The sequence below is a fragment of the Pseudomonas sp. Pc102 genome (assembly GCF_018408275.1).
Lineage (GTDB): Bacteria > Pseudomonadota > Gammaproteobacteria > Pseudomonadales > Pseudomonadaceae > Metapseudomonas > Metapseudomonas tohonis.
The window spans coordinates 46604-61382 of the sequence record NZ_AP021905.1; the positions used below are offsets into that span (position 1 = coordinate 46604).

16 protein-coding genes and 1 pseudogene are annotated in these 14779 nt (G+C 66.9%); 15 read left to right on the plus strand and 2 right to left on the minus strand.

Annotation, left to right across the window (positions count from 1 at the left end):
• Nucleotides 1-29 precede the first annotated feature (29 nt).
• From PHLH3_RS00255 to PHLH3_RS00285, 8 genes are all read left to right on the plus strand, one after another.
• On the plus strand, nt 30-431 hold the full coding sequence (locus tag PHLH3_RS00255) for a hypothetical protein (RefSeq protein ID WP_244862961.1): 402 nt from the start codon (nt 30-32) through the stop codon (nt 429-431).
• The gene (locus PHLH3_RS30235) at nt 428-670 is read left to right on the plus strand and encodes a hypothetical protein (RefSeq protein ID WP_244862962.1); all 243 of its coding nucleotides are present in this window, start codon (nt 428-430) and stop codon (nt 668-670) included. Before PHLH3_RS00255 ends, PHLH3_RS30235 begins: the two co-directional genes overlap by 4 nt.
• Nucleotides 671-797: 127 nt before the next feature.
• Entirely contained in the window at nt 798-1622 is an 825-nt protein-coding gene (locus PHLH3_RS00260; protein WP_213627464.1) for a hypothetical protein, read from the plus strand.
• The gene (locus PHLH3_RS00265; RefSeq protein ID WP_213627466.1) at nt 1619-2134 is read left to right on the plus strand and encodes a hypothetical protein; all 516 of its coding nucleotides are present in this window, start codon (nt 1619-1621) and stop codon (nt 2132-2134) included. Before PHLH3_RS00260 ends, PHLH3_RS00265 begins: the two co-directional genes overlap by 4 nt.
• Before the next feature lie 82 nt (nt 2135-2216).
• Nucleotides 2217-3275, plus strand: a complete 1059-nt coding sequence (locus PHLH3_RS00270; protein ID WP_213627468.1) for a PA0069 family radical SAM protein — start codon at nt 2217-2219, stop codon at nt 3273-3275.
• Nucleotides 3276-3423: 148 nt separating this feature from the next.
• Nucleotides 3424-4128, plus strand: coding sequence for a carbonic anhydrase (locus PHLH3_RS00275; protein ID WP_213627470.1), 705 nt, complete (start codon nt 3424-3426; stop codon nt 4126-4128).
• Between the two features lie 361 nt (nt 4129-4489).
• Complete coding sequence (locus PHLH3_RS00280) at nt 4490-5140, plus strand: carbonic anhydrase (protein WP_213630372.1); 651 nt, start codon at nt 4490-4492, stop codon at nt 5138-5140.
• A gap of 67 nt (nt 5141-5207) precedes the next feature.
• Entirely contained in the window at nt 5208-6737 is a 1530-nt protein-coding gene (locus PHLH3_RS00285; RefSeq protein WP_213627472.1) for a SulP family inorganic anion transporter, read from the plus strand.
• A gap of 3 nt (nt 6738-6740) precedes the next feature.
• Here PHLH3_RS00285 and PHLH3_RS00290 read toward each other — a convergent pair whose 3' ends face one another.
• Nucleotides 6741-7400, minus strand: a complete 660-nt coding sequence (locus PHLH3_RS00290) for a hypothetical protein (protein WP_213627474.1) — start codon at nt 7398-7400, stop codon at nt 6741-6743.
• Nucleotides 7401-7776: 376 nt separating this feature from the next.
• Between PHLH3_RS00290 and coxB the strand changes: the two genes are divergently transcribed.
• Genes coxB through PHLH3_RS00310 form a run of 4 tightly spaced genes read left to right on the plus strand, consistent with a single transcriptional unit; the run spans nt 7777 to nt 11961 of the window.
• A complete protein-coding gene (gene coxB, locus PHLH3_RS00295) occupies nt 7777-8904 on the plus strand; it encodes a cytochrome c oxidase subunit II (protein ID WP_213627476.1) in 1128 nt (375 codons plus the stop codon).
• A gap of 1 nt (nt 8905) precedes the next feature.
• Nucleotides 8906-10495: a cytochrome c oxidase subunit I gene (ctaD, locus tag PHLH3_RS00300; RefSeq protein ID WP_021219881.1), complete on the plus strand. Its 1590-nt coding sequence runs from the start codon at nt 8906-8908 to the stop codon at nt 10493-10495.
• Nucleotide 10496: 1 nt separating this feature from the next.
• Nucleotides 10497-11048, plus strand: coding sequence for a cytochrome c oxidase assembly protein (locus tag PHLH3_RS00305; RefSeq protein WP_213627478.1), 552 nt, complete (start codon nt 10497-10499; stop codon nt 11046-11048).
• A 25-nt stretch (nt 11049-11073) separates the two neighbouring features.
• Nucleotides 11074-11961, plus strand: a complete 888-nt coding sequence (locus PHLH3_RS00310) for a cytochrome c oxidase subunit 3 (RefSeq protein WP_173174735.1) — start codon at nt 11074-11076, stop codon at nt 11959-11961.
• Between the two features lie 78 nt (nt 11962-12039).
• Here PHLH3_RS00310 and PHLH3_RS00315 read toward each other — a convergent pair whose 3' ends face one another.
• On the minus strand, nt 12040-12243 hold the full coding sequence (locus PHLH3_RS00315; RefSeq protein ID WP_111259294.1) for a twin transmembrane helix small protein: 204 nt from the start codon (nt 12241-12243) through the stop codon (nt 12040-12042).
• A gap of 71 nt (nt 12244-12314) precedes the next feature.
• Here PHLH3_RS00315 and PHLH3_RS00320 point away from each other — a divergent pair, with 71 nt between their 5' ends.
• The 3 genes and pseudogenes from PHLH3_RS00320 to PHLH3_RS00330 form a co-directional block, all read left to right on the plus strand.
• Nucleotides 12315-13043, plus strand: a complete 729-nt coding sequence (locus PHLH3_RS00320) for an SURF1 family protein (protein ID WP_213627480.1) — start codon at nt 12315-12317, stop codon at nt 13041-13043.
• Nucleotides 13018-13605 carry a hypothetical protein gene (locus PHLH3_RS00325; RefSeq protein ID WP_213627482.1) on the plus strand — a complete coding sequence of 196 codons (588 nt, stop codon included), beginning with the start codon at nt 13018-13020 and terminating at the stop codon, nt 13603-13605. Before PHLH3_RS00320 ends, PHLH3_RS00325 begins: the two co-directional genes overlap by 26 nt.
• A 114-nt stretch (nt 13606-13719) precedes the next feature.
• Nucleotides 13720-14706: pseudogene (locus PHLH3_RS00330) on the plus strand (COX15/CtaA family protein); the annotation flags it as partial.
• Between the last annotated feature and the right edge of the window lie 73 nt (nt 14707-14779).

The window sequence follows — 14779 nt, forward strand, 5'->3', positions numbered from 1 at the left end:
GGCACCCACCCCCACGAGCCGGAGGCTCCATGCACGGACCCGACCCCCGCAACCCGCACCCCATGGCGGGCTTCCCCCAGGTCTGCTTCATCCGCAACACGGTGAGCAACCCGCAGATCGAGATCGGCGAGTACACCTACTACGACGACCCGGAGGATTCGGAGAACTTCGAGCGCAACGTCCTCTATCTGTACCCCTTCATCGGCGATCGCCTGGTGATCGGGCGCTTCTGCGCCATCGCGCGCGGGGTGAAGTTCATCATGAACGGCGCCAACCACAAGCTCTCCGGCTTCTCCACCTACCCTTTCCAGATCTTCGGCGGTGGCTGGGAGCGGCACATGCCGGAGCTGTCCGAGTTTCCCAACAAGGGCGACACCCTGATCGGCAACGACGTGTGGATCGGCTACGAGGCGCTGATCATGCCCGGGTGAAGATCGGCGACGGTGCCATCATCTCCTCGCGCTCGGTGGTGACCCGCGACGTGCCGCCCTACACCCTGGTCGGCGGCAACCCGGCCGAGCCGCTCAAGCAGCGCTTTCCCGACGCGGTGGTGGAGCGCCTGCTGGCCATTGCCTGGTGGGACTGGCCGGTGGAGAGAATCAGCCGGCACCTGGGGGCGATCATGGCGGCGGACCTCGATGCCCTGGAGCGCTGCGCCCGCGAAGACTGAGGCGAACTGCGTCACTTCCGCCGACCGGGCGCCTTGCCGCAGCGCGGGGCCGGGAGTAATTTTCCCTGCTGTGCCCCGCTGCACAGGGAGCCGCCGCAGAGGGCGGCGATACAGCAAGGAGACCCAGGTGCCCACCTTTACCCGCAACAAACTTCCGGTCGTCGGCAGCCTCGAACTGGTGGTCGGCAACGTCCTCAAGCTGAAGCTCAACGGCCTGGGCCCGGGCAAGAAGCACTACCGGGTCAAGAGCGCCAACACCTGCCTGGAAGTGAAGCAGGACGCGAACGATCGCCAGAGCGAGCAGAGCATCACCATCAAGGCGCTGCGCGCCTGCCAGTCGGTGCGCGTGGAAGCCTTTTCCGCCACCGACGACCTGCCTTCCGGCATCCACGTGGTGATCACCGTGCTGGAAGCGTTGACGCTGCCCGATGCCAGTACCGACGAAGGCTGCCTCGCCCGCCTGCTGCTGGCCGAATCGGTGGTGCCGAAGAATGCCGGCGGCCTGGAGGAAGCCCTGTTCTCCATGCAGCTGATGCGGCAGGTCATCGAGAACCGCATGGCGTTCTCCGAACCCAAGCACTTCGGCAAGCCGGCCAACAAGACCATGACGGGCTTCATCACCGCCCGCGATCCGCTGCAGTTCGAGGGGTTCGGCAACTACCCGTCCATCGGCAGCAAGGAAGGCAAGATCGACAGCTACCTGCGCCTGGCCAACGACGGTTCCGACCTGCGCTTCTCCTTCGTCCGCCAGCATGTGCAGAACGCACTGGACGTGGCGGCGGGCAAGAGCCTGGCCAAGCCCTACAAGCCGCCGGTCTACGGCTGGATGACCGAAGGCAGCAACCCGGGCGGCTATTTCATCAAGGCGGTCGACAAGGGAGGCCAGACCTTCTTCAGCCTCACCCAGGCCTTCATCGACAACCCCAACAACCCCGGTAAACCGAAGAAATGAACAGCCCACGCCTGGCCGGACTCTTCCCCGGCGCCCTGCTCCTCGTCGCCCTCGGTGCCTGCGCGGCCGAGTCCTTCGGCCCGTCGATCTACAGCGGCCAGGTGGCGCGCTTCGACATCGCCCAGGACAAGGCCTTCGCCGATCCCGAGCAGGACATGCGCTTCCTGCTGGTGCAGGCCAAGCGCAACGACAGCGCCAATCACTTCTGCGTGATCGGCTACCAGTGGCCGGACGGCAAACGCAAGGCGGCGGTGCACTGGCAGGAAGGCCAGCGCATCGTCCTCTGGACCGGCAAGTCCGGCTGGGGCGATGACTTCAAGTACGCCGACTCGATGGCCATGGCCAACAGCGTGGACCTCAAGGACGGCCTGGTGGATACCGACGAGCAGCGCTTCGGCAGCAGCTTCCTGCAACTGCGCTCCTCCGCCGAAGGCACCCTCGCCGACTGCAAGGCCCATGGCCGCCAGTACCTGATCGAGCCGTTCACGCCGCCGGTGGACGAAGACGAGTAGGGCTTTCCGACGAAAACCGGCTGGCGCAGGACGCTGTAAGAATATACTGTTCATGCATACAGTATTTTCGGAGCGCCCCGCCATGTCCGTCACCCTTCCGCCCCGTGGCCGTGGAACCGGTAGCAACCCCTACAACCGCTTCGCCCCGACTCTCTCGGTGGCCGAGGACGACGGCTGGTACCAGGAGGTGCCGCCGACCCGCGCCACCGAGGTGCGCATCGAGACGGCCAAGAGCATCATCGCCCGCAACCAGTCGCCGGACCTGCCCTTCGACCGTTCCATCAACCCCTACCGTGGCTGCGAGCACGGCTGCATCTATTGCTACGCGCGGCCCAGCCACGCCTACTGGGACCTGTCGCCGGGCATCGACTTCGAGACCCGGCTGATCGCCAAGACCAACGCCGCCGCCCTGCTGGAGCAGCAGTTGAGCAAGCCCGGCTACCAGTGCGCGCCCATCGCCCTGGGCGCCAACACCGACCCCTACCAGCCCATCGAGCGCGAGCACCGCATCACCCGCCAGGTACTGGAAGTGCTGCTGCGCTACCGCCATCCGCTGACCATCGTCACCAAGGGCTCGCTGCTGTTGCGCGACCTCGACCTGCTGACCCAACTGGCCGAGCAGCGCCTGGTCAAGGTGATGATCAGCCTCACCACCCTCGACGATGAGCTCAAGCGCATCCTCGAACCACGTGCGGCGGCGCCCTCCGCGCGGCTGCGGGCGATCCGCGTGCTGCGCGAGAACCGCGTGCCGGTGGGCGTGCTCTGCTCGCCGATGATCCCGATGATCAACGACAGCGAACTGGAGAGCCTGCTGGAGGCGGCCCGCGATGCCGGCGCGCGCAGTGCCTCCTACATGCTGGTGCGCCTGCCCCGGGAGGTGGCGCCGCTGTTCGAGGAATGGCTCCAGGCCCACTACCCGCAACGCGCGGCCCACGTGATGAGCATCATCCGCCAGTGCCGGGGCGGCGAGGTGTACGACAGCCGCTTCGGCAAGCGCTTCAGCGGCGAAGGCGCCTTCGCCGAGCTGCTGGCCCAGCGCTTCGCCGTGGCCATGCGTCGCCTGGGCCTGGAGAAGCGCGGCGACGTGGCGCTGGATTGCTCGCGCTTCTGTCCGCCCGGCGGGCAGATGGCCCTGCTGTGAGCGAAAGGATGGGCGGAAGGGCTTTTGCGGGGCCGAAGTGTGACCGGAACGCGCCGAACGGTGTCCTGTAGGGGGGCGGATAAATCCGACCATGTCGGTAAAGTAATCCCACCTACCCCTACAGAGTCCCAAGGCGAACGAGGTCGGCATGAGCGACGAGCACGATACCCCGCAAACCCAGGAAAGCGCTGAAGAAGCGCTGCGCAACATCGTCGAAGGTTTCCAGCGTTTCCGCGACCAGGTCTACCCGGAGCAGGAAGAACTGTTCAAACGCCTGGCCCATGAGCAGAAACCCCGCGCCATGTTCATCACCTGCGCCGACTCGCGCATCGTCCCGGAGCTGATCACCCAGAGCTCCCCCGGCGACCTGTTCGTCACCCGCAACGTCGGCAACGTGGTGCCGCCCTATGGGCAGATGAATGGCGGTGTTTCCACCGCCATCGAGTTCGCCGTGATGGCGCTCGGCGTTCACCACATCATCATCTGCGGCCACTCCGATTGCGGCGCCATGAAGGCGGTGCTCAACCCCGAGCAACTGGAGCGCATGCCCACCGTCAAGGCCTGGCTGCGCCACGCCGAAGTGGCCCGTACCGTGGTCGCCGAGAACTGCGGCTGCGCCAACCACGAGACCCTGGGTGTGTTGACCGAGGAGAACGTGGTGGCCCAGCTGGACCACCTGCGCACCCACCCCTCGGTGGCGGCGCGACTGGCCAGCGGCCAGCTGTTCATCCACGGCTGGGTGTACGACATCGAGACTGCCGCCATCCGCGCCTACGATGCCGAGAGCGGCCACTTCCGCACCATCGGCGACGGCCCGCTGCCGATGGCCACGCCCCGCGCCCGCTACCTGTGACCCTGGTGCCCCGGTTTCGGCCGGGGCACCGTCCGTTTCTTCCTCCCTTTCGCGGATGCGCCTTCGCCGCGTCGAGCGCCTGCACGGTGGTCCCATCGCCGGCCCGGGCTGGCAGACTGCTATCGGCCATTCGTCTGTAATGCTCATTCCAGAGCGGTTTCTTCAGTTTGAGTTAAGTCTTCGCGCCTAAGGTTTTTCTCCATCCCGACTGCCCGGTCGGGTTGCAGGCCGCCATCAATCGGCAGGTCACGAGGGCCAACGGCCCGCTCGGAAAGCAAACAGGAGAAAGCATGAAACAGGACATCCGCAGCATCCCGCCCGCCCCCAGGCAGATAGTGACGCCGCAACCACCTTCGACACCCTGGTGCGTGGCTGCCGGCGCTTTCGCGAGGAGACCTTTCCCCAGCAACGCGGCCTCTTCCAGCGCCTGGCCCGGCAGCAGTCGCCGCGCGCCATGTTCATCACCTGCGCCGACTCGCGGGTGGCGCCGGAGCTGATCACCCACAGCTCGCCCGGCGATCTGTTCGTCACCCGCAACGTCGGCAACCTGGTGCCGCCCTACGGCCAGATGAACGGTGGCGTCTCCACCGCCATCGAGTACGCGGTCATGGCCCTTGGCGTGCATCACATCATCGTCTGCGGGCACTCCGACTGCGGCGCGATGAAGGCCGTGCTGGCTCCGGATGCCCTGCGCGGCATGCCCACCGTCAGCGCCTGGCTGCGCCATGCCGAGGTGGCTCGCAGCCTGGTGGAGCGCAACTGCGATTGCGCCGGGCACGATGCCCTGGGTGTGCTGACCGAGGAGAACGTGGTGGCCCAGCTGGACCACCTGCGCACCCATCCCGCCGTGGCGGCGCGCATGGCCGCCGGGCAGCTGTTCATCCATGGCTGGGTCTACGACATCGAGACCGCCGCCATCCGAGCCTATGACGCCGAAGCCGGGGGCTTCCTGCCGCTGCAGCAGGGCCGCGTCGCCATGGCCACGCCCCGCCCGCGCTACCTGGCGTCCTGACACCCTCCCCATACGCCGTGGCGGCCGAGACCGCCGCGCCCCCCTTCGTGCCGCAGGAGATCGCGACATGCGCCTTGCTTCCTTGAAATCCACCTTGCCCCGGGACCTGCTGGCCTCGGTGGTCGTCTTTCTCGTCGCCCTGCCGCTGTGCATGGGCATCGCCATCGCGTCCGGCATGCCGCCGGCCAAGGGGCTGATCACCGGCATCGTCGGCGGCCTGGTGGTCGGCTGGCTGGCGGGCTCGCCCTTGCAGGTCAGCGGCCCGGCGGCCGGCCTCGCCGTGCTGGTCTTCGAACTGGTGCGCGAGCACGGCATGGCCATGCTCGGGCCCATCCTGGTGCTGGCCGGGCTGTTGCAGTTGTGCGCGGGGCGCCTGCGCCTGGGCTGCTGGTTCCGGGTCACGGCGCCGGCGGTGGTCTACGGCATGCTCGCCGGCATCGGCGCGCTCATCGTGATGTCGCAGGTACATGTGATGTTCGATGCCAGGCCCCAGGCATCGGGGCTGGAAAACCTGCTGGCGTTCCCCGAGACGCTGATCAACGCGCTCGCCCAGGTCGGTCCCGGCGGCGGCCTGGCGGCTGCCGCGCTGGGCCTTGGCACCATCGCCTGCATGTGGGGCTGGGAGCGCTGGCGCCCGCAGTCGCTGCACTTCCTGCCCGGCGCGCTGATCGGCGTCGGCTTGGCGACCCTGGCCAGCCTGGCCCTGGCGCTCGATGTGCAGCGGGTCAGCGTGCCGGCGACCCTGGGCGAGGCCATCGACTGGTTGCGCCCGGCCGACCTGCTCGGCCTGGCCGACCCGCAGATCCTCCTGGCGGCGCTGGTGGTGGCCTTCGTCGCCAGTGCCGAGACGCTGCTCTCCGCCGCAGCGGTGGACCGCATGCATGGCGGGCCGCGTTCCGACCTCGACCGTGAGCTGTCGGCCCAGGGCGTGGGCAACCTGCTGTGTGGCGTCCTGGGCGCGTTGCCCATGACCGGGGTGATCGTGCGCAGTTCCGCCAACGTCCAGGCCGGCGCCCGCACGCGCCTGTCCGCCGTGCTGCACGGTGGCTGGCTGCTGGCCTTCGTCGCCCTGCTGCCGATGGTGCTGCAGAGCATTCCGGTGGCGGCGCTGGCCGGCGTGCTGGTCTTCACCGGCTGCAAGCTGGTGGATGCCAAGGCCATGCGTAATCTCTCGCGCTATGGCCGTGCCCCGCTGCTGATCTACGCGGCCACCGCGTTGGGGATCGTCGCCCTCGACCTGCTCAGCGGGGTGCTGATCGGCTTCGCCCTGACCCTGGCCAAGCTGGCCTGGAAGGCGTCGCGCCTGAAGATCGTCCTGGTGCACGGCGCTCCCGGCGAGGCGGAGCTGCGCCTGGCCGGCGCGGCCACCTTCCTGCGGGTGCCGCAACTGGCGCGGGTGCTGGAGGGCGTGGCGCCGGGCACGCGGCTGCAGGTGCCGCTGGATAACCTCAGCTACATCGACCACGCCTGCATGGAGCTGCTGGAGGACTGGGGGCGGGCCGCGCAGCGACAGGGTGGGGCCCTGCAGATCGAGCCCCGTGCCCTGAACCGGCGCCTGGAAGGACGGCTGCTCAGCCTGCGCGGCCGCGCCGTCTGAAGTTCAGCCGGCGGCGCGTTGCGCCTGGTCCAGCTGCAGTTCGACGCCGAGCTGGCGCGAGAGGCAGGGCCAGCACTTCCACGCCGCTTCCACCTTTGGGTCGTGCAGCCTGTCGCGGTAGTGCTGCACCGAGGCGCGCTCGAACACCGCCTCCTCGAGCATGCCGTCCACCGCGTGGTGCACCGCCTCGTCGAGCTGGTTGGCGAAGGGTTCGCCGATCAGCTGGTGGGCGATGAGGTTGGCCACGGTGGTGTCCAGCGGGATCAGCGGCTCGCCGAGGTGGGCGATGTAGCGGTCGTTCACTTCCTCCACCAGGCGGTGGGCGAGGTAGGCCTCGTCGAGCAGGCCGTCCAGGCCCTCGTGGCCGTCCACCATGCTCGGCGGCTGCAGGAAGAACTGCTCGGCGACCTTAAGCACCGGCTTCACCTGCGCCTCGATGCCGGCCTCGCGGGCAACGTTGGCGGCGGCGTCGAGCACATCCGGCACCTGCTCGATGTAGGCGCTGACGAAGCGCGCCAGCACGCCTTCGGCGTCGCTGGCGGGCAGGTGGATGGCTGGGTGGAGGCGGTCCATCTGGGTTGCGAGGATGCGTGCCAGATGCCCGCTTTGGGCTTCCTGTTCGTGGGCTCGCTGGATGAGTTCGCGCAGGGCGAGGGTATTCATGACTGCTCCTGGGTAGGACATGGATCGAAGGGTGGGGAAGACACAACTTAGCTCGCCGCCGCGCTCAGCTAAGACCCGATTGTCATAATGAAGAAATACTTATGCATGGTCGCGATAACGTCGGCCCCTCATCTGCGTCAACCCCGCGCCAGCCGTGGCGTTTAGGACAAGGCTTGTGGCCCTTGCGCCAATTTTTCCGTCGCGTTGCCAGCTTCAAGTCGGTGTCTATACTCCGACTCGAAAGGCGTTACCTGATGACACCCGACTGCGCACCACCGTGCTGAAGGTCGGCCGTTAAAGTCAGCCGTATTAACGACCGCTCCCTTAGCCGCTGGCCCAGCCGGCGGGATAACAAGAACGATAAGGGGAACCCGCAATGATGCGACATCCACGAGTCTGGATGGGACTCCTGCTGTGGTCGATTTTCAGCCAGGCGCAGGCCGCCTGGACCGTCAACATGGCACCTGGTGCCACCGAGGTCAGCCGTACCGTTTTCGATCTGCACATGACGATCTTCTGGATCTGCGTCGTGATCGGCGTGATCGTGTTCGGCGCCATGTTCTGGTCGATGATCATCCACCGCCGCTCCACCGGCCAGGAACCTGCGCATTTCCACGAGAGCACCACGGTGGAGATCCTCTGGACGGTCGTGCCCTTCGTCATCCTGGTGCTGATGGCGATACCCGCCACCAAGACCCTGATCGACATCTACGACAGTTCCGAATCCGAGCTGGACATCCAGGTCACCGGCTACCAGTGGAAGTGGAACTACAAGTACCTGGGCCAGGACGTCGAATTCTTCAGCAACCTCGCCACGCCCGCCGAGCAGATCCACAACAAGGCGGAGAAGGACGAGCACTACTTGCTGGAGGTGGACGAGCCGCTGGTGATCCCGGTGGGCACCAAGGTGCGCTTCCTGATCACTGCCGCCGACGTCATCCACTCCTGGTGGGTGCCGGCGCTGGCGGTCAAGCGCGACGCCATCCCCGGCTTCGTCAACGAGGCCTGGACGCGCATCGACAAGCCCGGCATCTACCGCGGGCAGTGCGCCGAGCTGTGCGGCAAGGACCACGGCTTCATGCCCATCGTGGTCGAGGCCAAGTCCAAGGAGGACTTCGCCAAGTGGCTCGCCGGTCGCAAGGAGGAGGTCGCCAAGCTCAAGGAGCTGACCGACAAGGAGTGGACGCTCGAAGAGCTCTCCGCCCGTGGCGACAAGGTCTACCACACCACCTGCGCCGCCTGTCACCAGCCCGAGGGCCAGGGCATGCCGCCGATGTTCCCGGCGCTCAAGGGCTCGAAGATCGCCACCGGGCCGAAGGAAGACCACCTCAGCATCGTCTTCCACGGCAAGCCCGGCACGGCCATGGCCGCCTTCGGCAAGCAGCTGTCGGAAGTCGACATCGCCGCCGTCATCACCTACGAACGCAACGCCTGGGGCAACGCCAAGGGCGACATGGTGACGCCGAAAGAAGTGCTTGCGCTCAAGCAAGCCGAGGAGAAATGACATGAGTGCAGTGATCGACCACGATCATGCCGGGCATGATCACCACCACGGCCCGGCCAAGGGCCTTATGCGCTGGGTGCTCACCACCAACCACAAGGACATCGGCACCATGTACCTGTGGTTCGCCTTCGCCATGTTCCTCCTCGGAGGTTCCATGGCGATGGTGATCCGCGCCGAGCTGTTCCAGCCCGGCCTGCAGATCGTCGAGCCGGCCTTCTTCAACCAGATGACCACCATGCACGGCCTGATCATGGTCTTCGGCGCGGTGATGCCGGCCTTCGTCGGCCTGGCCAACTGGATGATCCCGCTGATGGTCGGCGCGCCGGACATGGCCCTGCCGCGCATGAACAACTTCAGCTTCTGGCTGCTGCCGGCGGCCTTCGGCCTGCTCATCAGCACCCTGTTCACCGCCGGCGGCGGGCCCAACTTCGGCTGGACCTTCTACGCGCCGCTGTCCACCACCTACGCGCCGGAGAGCGTCACCTACTTCATCTTCGCCATCCACCTGATGGGCATCAGCTCGATCATGGGCGCGATCAACGTGATCGCCACCATCCTCAACCTGCGCGCCCCGGGCATGACCCTGATGAAGATGCCGCTGTTCGTCTGGACCTGGCTGATCACCGCCTTCCTGCTGATCGCGGTGATGCCGGTGCTGGCGGGCTGCGTGACCATGATGCTGATGGACATCCACTTCGGCACCAGCTTCTTCAGCGCGGCCGGTGGCGGCGACCCGGTGCTGTTCCAGCACGTGTTCTGGTTCTTCGGCCACCCCGAGGTGTACATCATGATCCTGCCCGCCTTCGGCGCGGTCAGCTCGATCATCCCGGCCTTCGCGCGCAAGCCGCTGTTCGGCTACACCTCGATGGTCTACGCCACCGCCTCCATCGCCTTCCTGTCCTTCATCGTCTGGGCGCACCACATGTTCGTGGTCGGCATCCCGCTGACCGGTGAGCTGTTCTTCATGTACGCCACCATGCTGATCGCCGTGCCCACCGGGGTGAAGGTGTTCAACTGGGCCAGCACCATGTGGCAGGGCTCGATGACCTTCGAGACACCGATGCTGTTCGCGGTGGCCTTCGTCATCCTCTTCACCATCGGCGGCTTCTCCGGGCTGATGCTGGCCATCGCCCCGGCGGACTTCCAGTACCACGACACCTACTTCGTGGTGGCCCACTTCCACTACGTGCTGGTGCCCGGCGCCATCTTCGGCATCTTCGCCTCGGCCTATTACTGGCTGCCGAAGTGGACCGGCCACATGTACGACGAGACCCTCGGCAAGCTGCACTTCTGGATGAGCTTCATCGGCATGAACATGGCGTTCTTCCCCATGCACTTCGTGGGGCTGGCCGGCATGCCGCGACGCATCCCGGACTACAACCTGCAGTTCGCCGACTTCAACATGATCTCCTCCATCGGTGCCTTCACCTTCGGCGCCACCCAGCTGCTGTTCCTGTTCATCGTCATCAAGTGCATCCGTGGCGGCAAACCCGCACCGGCCAAGCCCTGGGACGGTGCCGAGGGGCTGGAGTGGACCGTGCCCTCGCCGGCGCCCTACCACACCTTCAGCACCCCGCCGGAGGTGAAGTGAGATGAGCGGGGAACTGGACAATCGCCGCCTCATCCCGCGCCTCCTGGTGCTGGTGGTGGCGATGTTCGGCTTCGGTTTCGCCCTGGTGCCCATCTACGAAGTGATGTGCGTGGCCTTCGGCATCAACGGCAAGACCAACGCCAACGCCTACGAAGGCAGCCAGGCGCTGGACGAGAAGCGCCAGGTGCGGGTGCAGTTCCTCGCCACCAATGCGGCGGACATGACCTGGGAATTCCGCTCCAAGGCGGACGACCTGGTGGTGCACCCGGGGGCGAGCAACGAAATGCTGTTCATCGCCCACAACACCACCGACAAGCCCATGACCGCCCAGGCGGTGCCGAGCATCTCGCCGTCCAAGGCCGCCGCGTACTTCCACAAGACCGAATGCTTCTGCTTCACCCAGCAGGTCCTGCAGCCGGGCGAGCGCATCGAGATGCCGGTGCGCTTCATCGTCGACCGCGACCTGCCGCCCGACGTGCACCACCTGACACTCGCTTACACGCTGTTCGATATCACGGCCCGCAAGCCCCCGGTCGCCAAGACCGGCAGCTGACGCGCCGACAAGGAGAACAACAACGATGGCAAGTCACGAGCAGTACTACGTTCCCGCCCAGAGCAAATGGCCGATCATCGCCACCATCGGCATGCTCGTCACCGTCTACGGCCTGGGCACCTGGTTCAACGACCTCAAGGCTGCGCGCCCGGATTCAAACGGCCCGCTGATCTTCTTCGTCGGCGCCCTGTGCCTGGCGTACATGCTGTTCGGCTGGTTCGGCGCGGTGATCAAGGAAAGCCGCGGCGGACTCTACAGCCCGCAGATGGACCGCTCGTTCCGCTGGGGCATGAGCTGGTTCATCTTCTCCGAGGTGATGTTCTTCGCCGCCTTCTTCGGGGCGCTGTTCTACGTGCGCGCCTGGGCCGGCCCCTGGCTGGGCGGTGAAGGCGACAAGGGCGTGGCCAACATGCTCTGGCCCAACTTCCAGTACACCTGGCCCCTGCTCAACACCCCCGACCCGAAACTCTTCCCCGGGCCGAAGGAAGTGATCGACCCGTGGCACCTGCCGCTGATCAACACCATCCTGCTGGTGACCTCCAGCTTCACCGTCACCTTCGCCCACCACGCGCTGAAGAAGGCCAACCGCAAGCTGCTGAAGATCTGGCTGGGGCTGACCATCCTGCTGGGCGTGTCCTTCCTCGCCCTGCAGGTCGAGGAATACGTCCACGCCTACACCGAGCTGGGCCTGACCCTGGGCTCGGGCATCTACGGCGCCACCTTCTTCATGCTCACCGGCTTCCACGGCGCCCACGTGACCATGGGCACGCTGATCCTCACCGTGATGCTGGTGCGCATCCTGCGCGGCCACTTCGACGCCGACCACCACTTCGGCTTCGAGGCCGCCAGCTGGTACTGGCACTTTGTGGACGTGGTCTGGGTGGGGCTGTTCATCTTTGTGTATGTGCTTTGAAGAGGCAGCTGCAAGGGGCAAGTGGTGGCTGAGCCCGGCTTTTCTTGCAGCTTGAAACTTGCAGCTTGCAGCTCCGACCTACCAGGTCGTATGCGATACCAGCTGTCCGCTGTAGAAGCCCCAGGCCACCAGGCCGATGGTGAGGGCGGCAAGGATGACGCGGACGGTGAGGGCGTTGACCACGCGTGAGCCGCGGCCCTCGTCCTTGACCAGGAAGAACAGGCCGCTGAACAGGCTGACCACGGTGGCCAGCAGCAAGAGAACGATGAGCGCCTTGAGCATGGGGCGACTCCGGGGGCAAGGGGGATGTCGTGCAGTATAGCCAGAGCTTTCCAGGCTCCAGGCCTCGCCGGGTGAGGTCTTTCCGGCCCGGCCTCGTGCCCACCCTCGTGGTGCTGGCGCTGCTGCCCGTGCTTGTCGGGCTGGGCATCTGGCAGCTCTCCCGCGCGGAGGAGAAGCGCCAGCTGCTGGCCGGCTACGAGGCGCGCCGCAATGCCGAGCCCATCGCCATCACCGATCTGGAGCGCCTGCCCGACCCGGCCTATGCGCGGGTGCGCCTGCAGGGCCATTTCGATGACCAGCACAGCCTGCTGCTGGACAGCCGCATCCGCGCCGGCAAGCCCGGCGTCGAGCTGCTGCAACCCTTCTACGACCAGGCCAGCGGGCTCTGGCTGCTGGTCAACCGCGGCTGGCTGCCCTGGCCGGACCGGCGCACCCCGCCGCAATTTGACACCCCGCACCAGGCCCTGGCCCTCGACGCCTGGGTCTACGTGCCGCCGGGGGCCAGCTTCGAGCTCAAGCACGTCGAAGGCACCGAATGGCCGCAACTGGTCAACCAGGTCGAGCCGCGCAGCCTATGGCAGAAGCTCGGCCGTGGCGGCCTGCCCTTCGAGCTGCGCATCGAGCCCGGTCTTGCCGCCTACGAGGCCGACTGGCCGGTGGTGGCCATGGGGCCGGAGAAGCACCTCGGCTACGCCGTGCAGTGGTTCGCCATGGCGGCGGCCCTCTGCGCGCTCTTCATCTATTTCGGTTTTCGCCAAGCACGGGAGACAACGGATGAATCCAGCACTCGCTCTGCCTGATACGCCGCCGCGCCGCTCGCGCGGGCGCCTGCAACTGCTGCTGATCCTCGCAGTGGTGATCGGGCCCATGGTGCTGGCATCGGCCATGTACCACCTGCGCTTCTGGGTGCCGGACGGGCGCAGCTACCACGGCGCGCTGATCGGCAACGGCCAGACCCGCACCGACCTCGGCGTGCAGGGCGCGGGGGACGAGGCGCTGTGGCAGCTGCTGGTCACCGCACCGCAAGGCTGCGAGGCCGACTGCCAGCAACTGGTCTACGTCGCCCGGCAGATCCATATCGGCCTCGGCCGTGAGGCCGGGCGCGCCAGCCACGCCTTCGCCGTCGGCCAGCCATTGTCGGCGGACTACCAGCAGACCCTGGAACGCGAATACCCGCGCCTGCAGCGCTACGGCCTGGACCCGGCCGTGTACGGCAAGGCGGTGGAAAGCGACGTCACCGGCCCGCAGCTGTGGATAGTCGACCCCCACGGCAACCTGGTGCTGCGCTACGACGCCAGGATCAAGGGCAAGCAGATCCTCAACGACCTGCGGCACCTGATGAAGCTTTCGAATATAGGGTGAGGGCAGCGGCAAGCTTCAAGCTACAAGCGGCAAGTCATGAAGCGAGCGCAAGCGTGCAGCTTTTTCTTGCAGCTTGAAGCTTGCAACTTGCAACTGAGAAAACGGAGTTCTCCCATGCAACGATCGTCCCGTCCCGGTTTCTACCTTGCGGTGCTGGCCACCGCGCTGGCTGTGGTGGTGGTGCTGCTGGGCGCCTACACCCGGCTGACCCATGCCGGCCTCGGTTGCCCCGACTGGCCGGGCTGCTATGGCTTCATCGGCGTGCCCAAGACCGAAGCCCAGCTGGCCCACGCCGAGGTGCATTTCCCCGAGGCGCCGGTGGAGGCCGACAAGGGCTGGAACGAGATGATCCACCGCTACTTCGCCGGCACCCTGGGCCTGGCCATTCTCGGCCTCGCGGTGCACGCCCTGGTGCGGCGCGGGCGTGACGGCCAGCCGCGCAAGCTGCCGCTGCTGCTGCTCGGCGTGGCCATCGCCCAGGCCGCCTTCGGCATGTGGACGGTGACCCTCAAGCTCTGGCCCCAGGTGGTCACCGCGCATTTGCTCGGCGGCTTCACCACCCTGGCGCTGCTGTTCCTGCTCAGCCTGCGCCTGTCCGGCGCCTTCGCCCCGCTGCAACTGCCCGCGCGGCTGCGGCGCCTGGCGGCACTCGGCCTGTTGCTGGTGATCGGGCAGATCGCCCTCGGCGGCTGGGTCAGCTCCAACTACGCGGCGGTGGCCTGCGTCGACCTGCCCACCTGCCACGGCCAGTGGTGGCCGGCGATGGACTTCGCCAACGGCTTCCACCTCAGCCAGCACATCGGCCCCAACTACCTGGGCGGGCAGCTGGACAGCGACGCCCGCACCGCCATCCACATGACCCACCGCCTCGGCGCCCTGGTGGTGACCCTCACCCTGCTGGCGCTCGCCTGGCGCCTGCGCGGGGCCGGTCTCGGCCGCCTCGCCGCGCTCGTGCTCGGCGCCCTGGCGCTGCAGGTCGGCCTGGGCATCAGCAACGTGATCTTCCACCTGCCGCTGCCGGTGGCGGTGGCCCACAACGGCGGCGGCGCGTTGCTGCTGCTGACGCTGGTGCTGGTGAACTACCGCGTGCGCGCGCCGGCCCTCGCCGCCGAACGCTCGACAACGGCTGTCCGGCTGCACGCCGGCAAGCCCGCCTGAACACAAGAAGAAGGAG

Coding starts and splice junctions, on each gene's coding strand:
- PHLH3_RS00310 (WP_173174735.1), top strand. CDS start 11,074: ATGGCAAGTCACGAGCAGTACTACGTTCCCGCCCAGAGCAAATGGCCG.
- PHLH3_RS00265 (WP_213627466.1), top strand. CDS start 1,619: ATGAACAGCCCACGCCTGGCCGGACTCTTCCCCGGCGCCCTGCTCCTC.
- PHLH3_RS00315 (WP_111259294.1), bottom strand. CDS start 12,243: ATGCTCAAGGCGCTCATCGTTCTCTTGCTGCTGGCCACCGTGGTCAGC.
- PHLH3_RS00275 (WP_213627470.1), top strand. CDS start 3,424: ATGAGCGACGAGCACGATACCCCGCAAACCCAGGAAAGCGCTGAAGAA.
- PHLH3_RS00325 (WP_213627482.1), top strand. CDS start 13,018: ATGAATCCAGCACTCGCTCTGCCTGATACGCCGCCGCGCCGCTCGCGC.
- ctaD (WP_021219881.1), top strand. CDS start 8,906: ATGAGTGCAGTGATCGACCACGATCATGCCGGGCATGATCACCACCAC.
- PHLH3_RS00255 (WP_244862961.1), top strand. CDS start 30: ATGCACGGACCCGACCCCCGCAACCCGCACCCCATGGCGGGCTTCCCC.
- coxB (WP_213627476.1), top strand. CDS start 7,777: ATGATGCGACATCCACGAGTCTGGATGGGACTCCTGCTGTGGTCGATT.
- PHLH3_RS00285 (WP_213627472.1), top strand. CDS start 5,208: ATGCGCCTTGCTTCCTTGAAATCCACCTTGCCCCGGGACCTGCTGGCC.
- PHLH3_RS00270 (WP_213627468.1), top strand. CDS start 2,217: ATGTCCGTCACCCTTCCGCCCCGTGGCCGTGGAACCGGTAGCAACCCC.
- PHLH3_RS00290 (WP_213627474.1), bottom strand. CDS start 7,400: ATGAATACCCTCGCCCTGCGCGAACTCATCCAGCGAGCCCACGAACAG.
- PHLH3_RS00305 (WP_213627478.1), top strand. CDS start 10,497: ATGAGCGGGGAACTGGACAATCGCCGCCTCATCCCGCGCCTCCTGGTG.